The 13,761-nt window shown below is 60.1% G+C and carries 9 protein-coding genes, 1 tRNA gene and 2 pseudogenes; 10 read left to right on the top strand and 2 right to left on the bottom strand.

Features of this window, described 5'->3' with window-relative positions; all coding sequences use genetic code 11:
• Positions 1-220, top strand: a 220-nt coding sequence (locus FXB41_RS32990; protein WP_219684722.1) for a hypothetical protein, incomplete at its 5' end; no start/stop codon positions are given.
• A 326-nt stretch (positions 221-546) separates the two neighbouring features.
• Positions 547-813 carry a hypothetical protein gene (locus FXB41_RS32985; protein WP_219684721.1) on the top strand — a complete coding sequence of 89 codons (267 nt, stop codon included), beginning with the start codon at positions 547-549 and terminating at the stop codon, positions 811-813.
• A 154-nt stretch (positions 814-967) separates the two neighbouring features.
• On the opposite strand, the gene FXB41_RS32980 is transcribed toward FXB41_RS32985, so the two are convergent.
• Positions 968-1,060 (bottom strand) — tRNA-Ser (locus tag FXB41_RS32980).
• Positions 1,061-1,492: 432 nt separating this feature from the next.
• Here FXB41_RS32980 and FXB41_RS32975 point away from each other — a divergent pair.
• From FXB41_RS32975 to FXB41_RS32935, 8 genes and pseudogenes are all read left to right on the top strand, one after another.
• Positions 1,493-4,140, top strand: a pseudogene (locus FXB41_RS32975) (tetratricopeptide repeat protein).
• 505 nt (positions 4,141-4,645) lie between these two features.
• Positions 4,646-6,214 carry a porin gene (locus tag FXB41_RS32965; protein WP_219684719.1) on the top strand — a complete coding sequence of 523 codons (1,569 nt, stop codon included), beginning with the start codon at positions 4,646-4,648 and terminating at the stop codon, positions 6,212-6,214.
• A gap of 415 nt (positions 6,215-6,629) precedes the next feature.
• On the top strand, positions 6,630-6,773 hold the full coding sequence (locus FXB41_RS32960; protein WP_219684718.1) for a hypothetical protein: 144 nt from the start codon (positions 6,630-6,632) through the stop codon (positions 6,771-6,773).
• A gap of 149 nt (positions 6,774-6,922) precedes the next feature.
• Positions 6,923-7,283: pseudogene (locus FXB41_RS32955) on the top strand (porin); the annotation flags it as partial.
• 264 nt (positions 7,284-7,547) lie between these two features.
• The gene (locus tag FXB41_RS32950; protein ID WP_376707528.1) at positions 7,548-8,660 is read left to right on the top strand and encodes a SphA family protein; all 1,113 of its coding nucleotides are present in this window, start codon (positions 7,548-7,550) and stop codon (positions 8,658-8,660) included.
• 352 nt (positions 8,661-9,012) lie between these two features.
• On the top strand, positions 9,013-10,041 hold the full coding sequence (locus FXB41_RS32945; protein ID WP_219684717.1) for an HAD family hydrolase: 1,029 nt from the start codon (positions 9,013-9,015) through the stop codon (positions 10,039-10,041).
• Between the two features lie 60 nt (positions 10,042-10,101).
• Positions 10,102-11,088, top strand: coding sequence for a formylglycine-generating enzyme family protein (locus FXB41_RS32940; RefSeq protein ID WP_219684716.1), 987 nt, complete (start codon positions 10,102-10,104; stop codon positions 11,086-11,088).
• A gap of 56 nt (positions 11,089-11,144) precedes the next feature.
• Complete coding sequence (locus FXB41_RS32935) at positions 11,145-12,800, top strand: arylsulfatase (RefSeq protein WP_219684715.1); 1,656 nt, start codon at positions 11,145-11,147, stop codon at positions 12,798-12,800.
• A gap of 138 nt (positions 12,801-12,938) precedes the next feature.
• On the opposite strand, the gene FXB41_RS32930 is transcribed toward FXB41_RS32935, so the two are convergent.
• Positions 12,939-13,748, bottom strand: coding sequence for a YkgJ family cysteine cluster protein (locus FXB41_RS32930; RefSeq protein ID WP_219684714.1), 810 nt, complete (start codon positions 13,746-13,748; stop codon positions 12,939-12,941).
• Between the last annotated feature and the right edge of the window lie 13 nt (positions 13,749-13,761).

The raw sequence follows: 13,761 nt of genomic DNA, 5'->3' as shown, positions 1-13,761 counted from the left end.
GGGTCCGCCGCAGGCGGGCGTCTCGAAGGATGGCCGCAGTCGAGCTTCCAGCCATATGTTTCTCCATATGCGCGCCCTGCTCGAGCAGGAAGGCTGCGGCGCAATTGCTCGCTGTTCGCGCGCCGCTGGTCCATTCGCGGCGTCATCGCCCGGCTCCGATCGGGCGATCCAGGACGCCGCAGCTTCCCGTGGGACCATTGTCGTCTCAGGAATCCGGTGACGATAGCGGGCGGGATCACCACAGGACGCGCGTCTCCGTGCGCGATGGTTATCGTTCTCCCAAAATCCCAAGGTAAACCGAATCTGACGAATTGCAGAAGTGCCTGCAAAACAGGGACTTCTTGCATTTGTCGCACGCGCCTGGCGCGGGCGCGTTTACGTCTGCTTCATCGCGATACTTAAACTGCCATTCAAATTTGCCCGCCATCATTACCTCCAACAAGCCGGCAAACGGCACGGGCAAGAAGCCTCGGGGATGAGTTGAACAGTTGATTGGACGGGAGCCGGGCTCGGGGGACGGGACGGCACAAAAAAAGGGGATGCGTTATGTTTCAGGGTACTTTCGATCTGGAGACCGCGACGCCGATCGACGCAGACGCGCTGTCGGACGTGCTGTTCGAGCGCGGCCTCTATTGGGCGAGCGGACGCTCCGGTCTCGTCGATCTCGTCGCCGCGCACAAATGGTTCAACCTCGCCGCGCTCAAGGGTCGCAAGGACGCCGTGACGCTGCGCCGGGAAGTCGCCGGGCAGATGTCGGACGCCGATATCTCGGCCGCCCAGCGCGAGGCGAGGGCATGGGTTTCCGCCCACTGAGCGGAGATCACGTCCTGGCCGTCGTTTCGCAGGTGAAAGCTGATTTTCGCTGAATCAGGTTCCCTCGTGCTCCGCCAACCGGATTCGGGGCGGCATGAGGCCACCGTCGCGTGTCAGGTGAAGGAACGCACAGATCTCGGATTCTGCTGCGGGGTGGCGGAGAGGGAGGGATTCGAACCCTCGATACAGCTTGAGACCGTATGACGCTTTAGCAAAGCGTTGCCTTCAGCCACTCGGCCACCTCTCCGGTGCGAGCCTTATGCATCTAATTACTTGGGCTGGTCAATTTGGAAGCGTGTGTTTTTGCTCGAATATTCCCAGCGAATTGCGAAACCAAGCGGCGGGTGGGCTTGAGCGGGGGACAATTGCCTTTGTCACCGACCGATTCTCTCAAGTGATCGACCTGCAAGCAGTTGATTTGGTTGAATCTTTCCGCGATTCGCCCCAAGCTATGGAGCGGTGATCGCTCTCCGATTGGCCGACGGGGTCCCGTGTCAGACTGCGGGACAGGCGCTCTTATTAGTTTAGTCGGGATAACTCGCTCGCCGGCCCAGGAGCCGCTCCGCCGCGCCAGGCGTCGCCGTAATCAGCGAAGGCTGCCGGGCTGAAACGCTCGCTCGTCCCTCGACGGCCGCGCGACGCCGCTACGGTCTCATCTTGCAATGTCGGGACCGATGGTATGATTGACCGACATCCTGAGGGAGGAATGGACTTGGCGGGTGAACTGCAGACCAAATTTCGACGTGCTGTCGAAGCCTTTCACGCCCATGATTTGGTCAAAGCGGAAAGAATACTGCAGCAGATCGCCAAATCCGCCAGGAACATCTTCGAAGTCGAACATCTCCTGGGCGTGGTGATGCTCGTACAAGGTCGGTTTGCCGAGGCCGAGATGCATCTCAGGGTGGCCGTGGCCCTGAACGGAAGCAGCGACGAGGCCCTCAGCAATTATGGATATGCGCTCAAAGCGCTGAATCGGCCTCAGGAAGCTCTGGCCTATTTCACGCGCGCATTGGCGGTGAATCCGCGCAATCCCCTTTCGTATCACAACAGAGGTACGATCCTTGCCGAGTTCGCGCGAAGCTATGGCGAAGCGATCGAGCAATTCGACAAGGCGACATTCTACAATCCGAACTTTGCCGATGCCTACGCAAGCAAGGGCGGCTGCCTTGAAAAGCTCAGGCGTTACGAGGATGCGCTCGTGGCCTACGACAAGGCGTTGTCGATCAGGCCTGACCTGGAGACTGCATGGCTTGGTCGAGGCAATGCACTCCGGAATCTCAGGCGGTACGACGACGCATTTACCACGTACGACAAGGCGCTGTCGGCCAAGCCGGATTTCCCGAGCGCATGGGTTGGCCGAGGCGAAGTTTTCACCGATCTCAAGCGCCACGACGAGGCGCTTGCCGCGTACGACAAGGCGATCTCGATCAAGCCTGAGCTCGAGAGCGCGTGGGTTGCCCGAGGACATGTTCTCTGGAGCCTGAAGCGCTACGACGAGGCGTCGGCAGCCTATGACAAGGCGCTCTCGATCAAGTCCGGCCTGGAGAACGCGTGGCTTGGTCGTGGCAATGTGTCCTTCGATCTCAAACGCCTTAACGAGGCGTTGGCTGCCTATGACAGGGCGTTATCGATCCGCCCTGATCTGGCGGAAGCCTGGCTTGGTCGTGGCAATGTTCTCACTGAGCTCAAGCGCCGTGACGATGCGCTCGCGGCGTATGGGCGGGTGCTGTCGATCAAGCCTGATCTCGCCGAGGCGTGGCTCGGTCGTGGCAATGTCGCGTGGGGGCTGAAGCGCTACGAAGAGGCTCTTGCCGAGTATGACAAGGCGCTCGCGATCAAGGCCGACATCGAGGGGGCCTGGATTGGCCGTGGCAACGTCTTTACCGAGCTCGGGCGCCATGACGAAGCCTTCATCGCCTTCGACAAGGCGGTGTCGATCAGGCCTGACCTCGAGGGCATCGAGGGTTTGCGTCTTCTTGCGAAGATGAACCTGTGCAATTGGGACAATCTGGACGAAGAGATCGGCCAGTTGACGGCAACAGTACGGCTCGGGAAGGCCAATAGTTCTCCCTTTGCTTTGCTGTCTCTGACAGATTCTCCCGATGATCAGCTCAGCTGCGCCAGGACGTGGGTGAGGGCAAAGCTCCCGCATCTCTCCGAAACGAGGTCAGGGGGTGAAATCCGTCGCCACGACAAGATCCGGGTCGGATATGTTTCACCTGATTTTCGCAAGCATCCGGTCGGGTATCTCACTGCCGAGATTTTCGAGAGTCACGATCCCGACCGCTTCGAGACATATGCGTTTTCGATCGGTCCTGACGACAACAGCGATCTGCGCAGGCGGCTCGAAAAGTCGTTTCATCGCTTTGTCGATTGCGAGCACAAGCTCGACGGCGAAGTCCTGAAAGCAATCGACGATGCGCAGATCGATATTCTTGGCGATCTTGCTGGCCATACGCACAATGCCAGGCTGTCGTTGTTTGCGTCCAGCCCGGCTCCGATCGTCGTCAACTATCTTGGCTTTGCAGGAACGCTGGGGAGCAGGGAGCTCTTCCACTACATCATTGCCGATCACATCGTGCTGCCAGATCAAAACAGCCAATTCTTCGACGAGAAGGTCGTTCGTCTGCCCGGCAGCTTCATGCCGCGTGATAATCACGTCGCGACGATCGACGATGCTGCACCCAATCGGGCCGATCACGATTTGCGGCAGGAATGGACTGTGTTTTGCTGCTTCAACAATGCCTACAAGATCAATCCGGCTGTCTTTGGCTCCTGGATGAATATCTTGAAGAGCGTGGATCAGTCGGTGTTGTGGCTGTCCGACGTGGGCGAGATCGCAAAATCGAATCTGCGGAAGGAAGCCAAGGGCCGGGCGTCGATCCGGATCGCCTGGTGTTTGCAAGGCGCGTTGCGTCTTCATCGGAACATCTGGCGCGCCATCGCCTCGCCGACCTCTTCCTCGACACGCTGCCCTACAACGCACATACGACGGCCAGCGATGCGTTGTGGGCTGGTCTGCCGGTGGTGACCCATAGCGGGAATAGTTTCGCCGGCCGCGTGGCCGCGAGCTTGCTGAGCGCTGTCGGTCTGCCTGAGCTGATCACGCGAACGCGTGCGGATTATGAAGCACTCGCGATCGAGCTGGCGCTCGATAAGCAGAAGCTGGCGGATATTCGCGGACGGCTGCAAGGGAACCACCTGACCGCATCACTGTTTGATGCGGCGCTCTACGCCAGGCGGCTCGAGACGGCTTACGAGGCTATGTATCTACGACATCAGGCCGGCTTGCCGCCGGATCATATCGACGTTCAAGCGCGCGGATGAGGACGGCCGTCGCGGCCGCTTGCTGATCAGGCCAGCGAGTTCCCGAAGGTTTGGTCCCTGCCGGGTCCTTGGTTGATTCCACGATTCGGACGCCTCTGCCCCACAACAGAGCGTCTCTGCGCGTGGGGGGCCCGTGCCGGAACTTTGGACGGCAAATGAAACCCGTCGAAAAAACGCTGTAGATTCAATGAGGTACAAAGTCGTTCTGATCACATCTGCGTGTTATTTGTGCAACACCCGCCGGAAAACACGCTCCATCGGCCCGTTCTGAAGCGTTCTGTTGTTGTGTGTGCAAGGGCGTTCGGTAATTGTGACTGAGCGACGGAGGGGGGCATCCCGAGGTCGTCCCGTCTTAGGTGGTTCGCTTAAGTCCCTCGCGTTCAGCGGGTGTGTCCGAAGGCGCGAAGCGACTAAGCGGTGAATTTAAGGGACAAGGGAACCAACCTTAGGGTGTCTTCACCCAGCGGATCCGGAACCTTCCCTATGGCAAACTTGGAGGTTTAACATGAAGTTGGTTAAGAGCCTTTTGCTCGGTTCCGCAGCGGGTCTGATCGCTGTTGGCGGAGCGCAGGCAGCCGATCTCCCCGTGAAGGCCAAAGCGGTCGAATACGTGAAGATCTGCTCCCTGTACGGTGCGGGTTTCTACTACATCCCCGGCACTGACACCTGCATCAAGCTGGGTGGTTATTTGCGCGCTGAAGTCGCGCTGAACACGAACAGCGACATCAACTGGCAGTCCAGCGGTAACAACGGCGGGCGCAACCGCCTGACGAACTACTACACGGCGCGCGCTCGTGAAGACCTGAACATCGACACCCGCACCGCGACTGAATACGGCGTTGTCCGTACCTTCTTCGACGGCGTGTTCTCGTGGACGACCGGTAACTACAACGGCACCGGCAGCGCGACTGGCACGACCGCCTACAGCAGCACGCTGGCCCTCAACACCTCGGGTGCAGCGCCGGCCCTCGTTGGCTCGTCGATCAACCCGACCGACGGCGGCACCTCGGGCGGTTCGCTCGGCGTGTACTACGCCTTCATCCAGTTCGCTGGCTTCACGATGGGTAAGGCCGTGTCGCAGTTCGACGCGCCCTGGACCAACTATCCCGGCAACAACTTCGACGGTCTCGCCGGCGGTAGCGGCACGGTCACCGGTATCAACCAGTTCAGCTACACTGCTGACTTCGGCCAGGGCGTCACGGCGGCGTTCTCGGCGGAAGATCCGACGGCTTACATGCAAGCCGGCAACCTCAACCTGAGCGGTGCAGCGGGCCTCAGCGGCGTGACTGGCGCCGCTTATGGTTCGAATGCCATCGGTGGCTCGCGTTCGCCGAACCTCGTGGGTATGGTCCGTGTCGACCAGGCTTGGGGTCTCTTCCAGGCGTCGGTGGCTGCGCATGACAACCACGTTGCCTACTACGGCGCAACCGAGGCGACGGGCCATCCCGACGACAAGTGGGGTTGGGCGGTTCAGCTTGCTCTGTCGATCAAGAACATCCCGACCGGTGCGGGTGACGTGATCAACATCCAGGGCGTCTACACCGATGGTGCGACCCGCTACAACTTCCAGAACCTCGCGGGTAGCTCGTTCGCGCTTTACGGTAGCTCAAACGTTGCCTACGCCAGCGTGGGCGCGGCGAATGCTCCGGACACCGTGTTCGTCACGGGCGGTCAGCAGGAAACCATCAAGACCTGGGGCTTCCGCGGTGCGTACACCCATAACTGGGATGCGTATTGGAACACGGCGATCTACGGTTCGTACGCTCAGGCTCAGTTCGGCAGCGGTGCGAAGGGCTTCCTCTGCGGACCCGCGGGCATCATCTCGGGTGTTGCCGGCGTGACGTCCTGCAATCCGGACTTCGCGCTTGGCACGGTGGGTCTCATCACCCGCTGGACCCCGGTCAAGAACCTGACGTTCTCGGCGGACGTCTCCTGGACCCGCCTTGACCAGAAGTATGCTGGCGTCGTGACCACCACGGCTATCAACGGTCCCGCGGCCAAGCCGGCCGCGACCTATGAGCTGAGGGACCAAGACTCGGTCGTTATGCTCCTCCGCGCTCAGCGCAACTGGTAAGTTCGGTCTAACGACCTGACAGAGGGCCCCGGCGGGAAACCGCCGGGGCTTTTTTTTTGCTGGCCTTGTCCCTCGCGGTCGAAGAGCAAGCGATGGTCGGTCAAGCGCGATGAGATTGGGATCAATCGTCATCGCGCCTCTGAGGCGCAGAGGCGGTCTCGGTGCCGGGCTCTTGGTACGAAAAAGGCCGCCAACAGAGGCGGCCTCCTGGAGTCCAAACAGAAACCGTCGTTATTTCACGTCGAGGGTTCGGCAGTAGTTGGAGCTCTCAATGCTGGTCCAGCCCCTCTCCATCCTGTTGGCTTGGCACTCGTAGAAAGTTTTGAAGTTGAGAACGTTTCTGCAATTGTGACCCACACCACTGGACAGGGAGCATTGGACCCTAGCGCCATTGCTCGTTTCGGCTGCGACTTTGATGGGCTCTGCATTCACCGGCGTAATCGACATGGCGACAAGAGCAAAAGCGGACATGGCCAACGTCTTCATGGCTTTCCTCGTTTTTGTTGATCTGGGACAGCAGATGCCTGTTCCCGGACAGATGCTACCACAACTGGCGTAGAGCGTCTCACTCAATCCACGCCATCGTGGTAATCGAGGCGGAGGGTTTCGCTTCTGAAGAAGCCACCGCTATTCCACGCTGCCGGCACCGCGGCGCTTCCGTGACCGGTCGCACGCTACGCTTCAGCCGAGGCCGTTGCAGAAGAGGCGGACTGGGATCCCTACTGGAACACGGCGATCTACGGTGCCTACGCTCAGGCGCAGTTCGGCACCTTGGCTAAGACCACGCTCTGCGGCGCCGGTGGTGCTGGTGGTGGTGTGATCGGTCTTGGGTTTGCGGGCGTGACCTCGTGCAACCCGGACCTCGCCGTCGGCCAGGTGGGTGTCATCACCCGCTGGACCCCGGTCAAGAACCTGACGTTCTCGGCTGAGGACCCATCTCGACCAGAAGTATGCCGGTATCGTCACCCCGGCCGCTGTGACGGCGATCCCGGCCAAGCCGGCTGCGACCTACCAACTCAAGGATCAGAACTCGGTCGTTCTGCTCCTCCGCGCTCAGCGCAACTGGTAAGTTCGGTCTAACGACCTAACGGAAAGCCCCGGCGGGAAACCGCCGGGGCTTTTGTTTGAGATGATCCTTGGCTGGGTGGTGCGCGGGAGCTAGCCGTCTGTCACAGGGCCGCACGCGGACTCTGCCATATCCAATTTGCGCTGTGGCTTCCCTCAATCCATTCATCTATTTTCGGCCATCGGGTCATGGCTGAACTTGCTACTTGCCTAAGCCGCACAATGGCGTACAGTTCTACTCTCAGGCGACCAGTTTTGGAGCCACAATGTGACGGTGAGAGCCGCGCTTGCTGCTGCGAAAAGCGAGCGCTCAGTCCCAGCACATCGACGCAGAGTTATTTCTGCAGCCCTCCTGACGTCCACTCTGTTGCTTTTTGCGCAGTCTGCCGTCGCCGACGAAAACGGCATCAGTTTCTGGATCCCCGGCCTCTTCGGAAGCCTCGCGGCCACGCCGCAGCAGCCGGGCTGGTCCTTGGCGACCATCTACTACCACACCTCCGTATCCGCCGGCGCCGACGTCGCGCGGGCGCGTGAATTTACGCTCGGCAGGGTCCCGGCCAACTTTGCCGTGAACGCAAATCTGAATCTGAATGTGAACGCCACCGGCGATCTCGGCCTTGTGCTTCCGAGCTATGTATTTGCAACGCCGGTGCTCGGCGGCCAGGCGTCAGTTTCGCTCCTCGCAGCCTATGGAGTCGTCGGCACCAGCTTGGCGGGGACCTTGTCCGGCGTGATCACGACGCCGTTCGGCAATGTTCCCTTCGCGCGGTCCGACACGATCAGCGACACGACGTGGGGCTTTGGGGATCTGGCGCCGCAATTCGCATTGCGCTGGAACGCCGGCGTCCACAACTACATGACCTATATCACCGGTGACATCCCTGTCGGCGCTTACCAATCCGATCGTTTGTCGAACCTGGGCATCGGACACGGAGCGATCGACGCCGGCGGCGGCTACACCTATTTCAATCCGCAGACCGGTCACGAATTTTCCGGGGTGCTCGGCTTCACCTACAACTTCAAGAATACGGCGACGCAGTATCAGAATGGTGTCGACATGCACTTCGACTGGGGTGCATCGCAGTTCTTGTCGAAGCAGGTCATGGTCGGCCTCGTGGGCTATGTCTACAAGGGACTGGGCTGCGATAGCGGTGCAGGTGACCGCGTCGGTTGCTTCCAGTCCCAGGTAGCTGGTGTCGGTCCCCAGATCGGTTTTCTGTTTCCGGTCGGCGACATGCAGGGCTATCTCAATCTGAAGGCTTACGGAGAGTTCGCCGCGGAAAATCGGCCATCCGGCTGGAACACTTGGGTCACCTTCTCAATCTCGCCGCCCGCGCCTGGAACGCCTGCGACGACAAAGCCCATCGTTAGAAAATACTAAGACCAGCTAACCGCCGGATTACCGGCTCTCGAACATCGATCGCCTCCAAAAGCTTTAGCAAGGGCGTGCGAGAGACGCCTCTCGATATTCCGCCGTGCGCGACTGGGATCATGATCCTGCACCTTCGCCTACAGCGACTATCGCTTGATCTAGATCAACCCCGAAGTGCGCCGCTCCGTTTCTGTAAGCCTTACTTGCCCTCAAAAGACCTACTACCGGAAAATAGCTGACGGAGACGAGATCGTCGTCTGACCACAGAAAATCGTTCGAGCATCCTTCAACACTACGAGATGCTGCCCGCGGCGAATGATCGCATGTTGCGACCCCTTTTGCAGAGCAATTGGAGATGGGTATGACGCCAACCATTGAATCTCTGGATCGGCGCGCTCTTCTTTCTTCCCTGGCGGTGCTTCCGCTGCTTTCAGCCTCGCTTTACTCCAGGTCGGCGCTGGCACAATCCCAGCGCGATCCGTTGCCTTCCTGGAATGACGGTTCGGCGAAGACATCTATCGTCGACTTCGTTAGGCGCGTCACGGACCAGGGCGGCCCATATTTCGTGCCGCCCCAACAGCGGATCGCAACCTTCGACAATGACGGCACGCTGTGGATCGAACAACCCATGTATGTGCAGCTTGCCTTTGTGCTCGATCGCGTGAAGGGCATGGCTTCGATGCACCCGGAATGGAAGGGCAAACAGCCCTTCACGGCGGTGCTGGACGGCGAGATGAACGCGCTCGCAGCTTCCGGCGAAAAGGGCGTTGCCGAACTGGTCGCGGTCACCCACGCCGGTATGACGACGGCAGAGTTTGAGACGATCGTCGCGGACTGGCTTGCGACGGCGCGCGACAGACGCTTCAAACGACCCTACACCGAGTTGGTGTACCAACCGATGTTGGAATTGCTCGCCTACCTTAGGGCGAACGGTTTCAAGACTGTCATCGTTTCAGGCGGCGGTGTTGAGTTCATGCGGCCGTGGACGGATGCCATCTACGGCGTCCCTCCAGAGCAGGTGGTCGGATCCTCGATCAAGACCCGGTTTGAGATGCGCGACAGCACCCCGGTCCTGTTCCGGTTGCCCGAGGTCAATTTCATCGATGACAAGGGCGGTAAGCCAATCGGAATCAATGAACATATCGGCCGCCGCCCCATCGCGGCGTTTGGCAACTCGGATGGAGACCTTGAAATGCTCCAATGGGCGACGCTCGCCCCCGGCGCGCGGTTCGGTTTGCTCGTCCACCATACTGACGCCGAGCGCGAATATGCCTACGACCGCCAATCCCACTTCGGGAAATTGGACAAGGCCCTGGACGCCGCAGCGGTGAATCGATGGACGGTGGTCGACATGAAGAATGACTGGAAGCGGATATTCGCCTTCGAGTGAGAACGCGAACCATCGGATGTCCGTGACACCGCCATAAGGTTAGTTGAGGGGCAAGATGAAATGAATTTCACCGGTGGGGAATGTTTTTCCGGGCCAGCGGTTGAGGGGCAAGCAAACCAGGAGATGGTTTATATCCCCGGCGGAACTTTTCGGATGGGTTCCGAGACTCACTATCCTGAGGAGGCGCCGGTCCACCGGGTCACTGTGGACGGATTTTGGATAGACCGAACGCCTGTCACCAATCGCCAATTTCGCGATTTTATCAACGCGACTGGCTACGTCACCCTCGCTGAACTGACACCCCATGCGAAGGACTATCCTGGCGCATTGCCGCGCATGCTCAAAGCCGGCTCTCTCGTCTTCACACCCCCGCAGCAAGCGGTGGACGTGCACCATTGGAGCGAATGGTGGACGTTCAAGTTCGGAGCCAATTGGCGTCGTCCTTACGGGCCGCACAGTAACTTGCGCGGGCTCGAGAACCATCCCGTCGTGCACGTCGCCTACCGAGATGTCGAAGCCTATGCCAAATGGGCCGGCAAGGAATTACCGACCGAGGCTGAATGGGAGTTCGCTGCACGCGGCGGACGAGACGGTGCCGAATTCGCATGGGGTAACGAGCTGTTACCCGGCGGCCAACATATGGCGAACATTTGGCAGGGTAATTTCCCCCACGAGAATCTGGCGACCGATGGCTTCGAGCGCACCTCGCCGGTCACAGCGTTCCCGGCCAACGGTTACGGGCTGCATGACATGATCGGCAATGTCTGGGAATGGACGGCCGATTGGTATTCGCCGGTGCACGAAGCCGATTCGCCGAAGGCGTGTTGCATTCCGCAAAATCCGCGGGGTGGGCCCGAAAATGCGAGCTACGACGCCCGAAATCCGAAGATAAGAATTCCGCGCAAGGTGCTTAAGGGCGGCTCGCATCTTTGCGCGCCTAACTATTGCCGCCGCTATCGTCCGGCAGCGCGTCATGCCGAGCCGATCGACACCTCAGCAAGCCATGTCGGCTTCAGGTGCATCACCAGGAAGAGGATCGCGTCATGAGTAACGATAGGATTCCGGAAAAGCCTGAGATGAGCGCGGGACCAAACGGCGGCGGAATGAAACGCCGCGATCTCTTGTTAAGTGGTAGTTCTCTCGCCGCCGCTTCGGCGCTTTCGGCCATCGGATTGACGAGCCCTGCACAAGCGCAGCAACCAGCCGCGGCGCCGGCGCCCGCTGCGCCCGGGCAACGGCCGAACATCGTCGTCATCATGGGTGACGACATCGGCATCTGGAATATCGGCGCCTACCACCGCGGGATGATGGCCGGGCGGACGCCAAACCTCGACAAGATCGCCGCCGAAGGCATGCTGTTCACCGATTACTATGCCGAGGCGAGTTGCACGGCGGGCCGCGCCAACTTCATCACCGGCGAGCTGCCGATCCGCACCGGCATGACCACAGTCGGCCAGGCCGGCGCTCCCACCGGCTTGCCGGCGGAGGCCGTGACCATTGCTGCGGCGCTGAAAGGTATGGGCTACGCCACCGGCCAGTTCGGCAAGAACCACCTTGGCGACAAAAACGAGTTTCTACCGACGGTGCATGGCTTCGACGAGTTCTTTGGCTACCTGTATCACCTCGACGCGATGGAAGATCCGGCCCACCCCGCTTATCCGCAGGAGCTGTTGAACACAGTCGGTCCGCGCAACATGGTCCACTCGTGGGCGACCAATGTGGACGACGCCACCGTGGATCCGCGCTGGGGCAAGGTCGGCAAGCAGAGGATCGAGGACGCCGGAACGCTCTATCCCAAGCGGATGGAAACCGTGGATGATGAAATCCGCGACCTCGCGCTCAATTTCATCGACAGGGCCAAGGCCGACAACAAGCCATTCTTCCTGTGGCTCAATCCGACCCGCATGCACATCGTTACGCACCTGTCGCCGAAGTACCAGGCGATGCGCAACTCCAAGAATGGTTGGTCCATCCATGAAGCCGGCATGGCGCAGCTCGACGACGACGTTGGCGTCGTGATGCAGAAGCTGAAGGATATGGGCGTCGATGACAACACCATCGTGGTATTCACGACCGACAACGGCACCGAGGTCTTCACCTGGCCCGATGGCGGACAGACGCCATTCGCGCAGAGCAAAGGCACGATCATGGAGGGCGGCTTCCGCGCGCCGGCGATGATCCGCTGGCCGGGCAAGGTGCCGGCCGGCAAGGTCGAGAACGGCATCATGTCCGGACTGGACTGGTTCCCGACCTTCCTGGCCGCTGCAGGCAATCCCAACATCGCCGACGAGCTCAAAAAGGGTAAACACATCGGTGACCGCACCTACAAGTGCCATCTGGATGGTTACAATCAGCTGGACATGATCACTGGCAAGGGGCCGTCAAATCGGCATGAAATCTTTTATTTCGGCGAAAGCGAGCTGGGGGCCGTGCGCATCGACGACTACAAGTATCGTTTCATCGACCAGCCCGGAGGCTGGCTGGGTGATAAAAGCAAGGTTGACGTGCCCTATTTGACCAACCTTCGCCTCGATCCTTTCGAGCGCACGGGCTGGCCCGATAGCGGGACCAAATACGGGGCCCAGCAATACTTCGACTGGTTCAAATACGAATTCTGGCGCTTTGTCTTTGTCCAGCAGCAGGTTGAGAAGCTGGCGATGACGGCGATCGAATTTCCGCCCATGCAGAAGGGCGCGAGCTTCAATCTCGATGCCGTGAAGGCGAAGATCGCAGCCGCGCAAGCTGCAATCGCCAAGTAGCGTAGCTTCCAGCCTCAAGACGTCGTCCCGAACTCCCGGGGCGGCGTCTTTCGCGCGTGCCCGCCGCCACGTTTCGATCGCGACCGGCGCGCATCGAGCGGCATACGGCGAATTACTCCGCGTGGACCGCGTGGGAGTTCAGGCGTGATTCGACCAGCGCAGAAGAGCCGACCGATAGGGCGGGTAGGGGTCGTCATCCAGTTCGTCGGGAATCGCGCAGGAGCCGAATTCCTGTCTGATCCGCTCGATCTCGGCGATGCGCTCGTGCAGCCGCTGCAAATGCTCCTGCGATTTCGCCCGCCAGAACCGGAAAGTGTCGGCCGTAAGCGGCAGGAACGCTGTTCCGAACAGCGTCGGTTCGGGAACGATGGTCCGTCCCAGCAGCAGGAACTTATCGGCACCGGACACAACGAGGGTCGCGTAACCGCGGTTTCCGATTCTCTTGATGCCGTTCAGCGACCATTCGGCGAGCTTGCTGAAATAAGGCTCCTCGCGCCAGCGATCGGGGCAATGGTCATCGACGGTGACGTTGACCGCATCCTGGCTGAAATGCACGATGATGCCCGATTTCGCTGGAAACCAGTCGTCGTCGAGGTGACCTTGCAACCAGGCGCAGACAAAGGACCGGCACATCTGCGGACGGCGGTCGTAGATGGTGCATCCCGCGCCCGTCTGCCAATGCCTGCACAGCTGGTTCACGGGCTTGTCGACGGCGGCCACCTCGAGGATATCGCAGCAGGCATTGCACGATCCGCACTGCCGGGCTGCCTTCGGCAGACTGTTCGATCTAAACCCCTGGCCGTCTCGAACCAGGAGCTGCTGCTTCTCTAGGGCATTCAACGCACGTTCGATTTTGAGACGAGATAGTCCGGTGGCGTCGATCACGCCCTTCATCGTCGTCGCGCCTGCCTGTACCGCACGGACGACGCTCAACATTATCTGATCCATTTTCGTCTCTTAT

The sequence above is a fragment of the Bradyrhizobium canariense genome, assembly GCF_019402665.1.
Taxonomy (GTDB): domain Bacteria; phylum Pseudomonadota; class Alphaproteobacteria; order Rhizobiales; family Xanthobacteraceae; genus Bradyrhizobium; species Bradyrhizobium canariense.
This window is presented reverse-complemented; position numbering and strand designations above follow the sequence as displayed.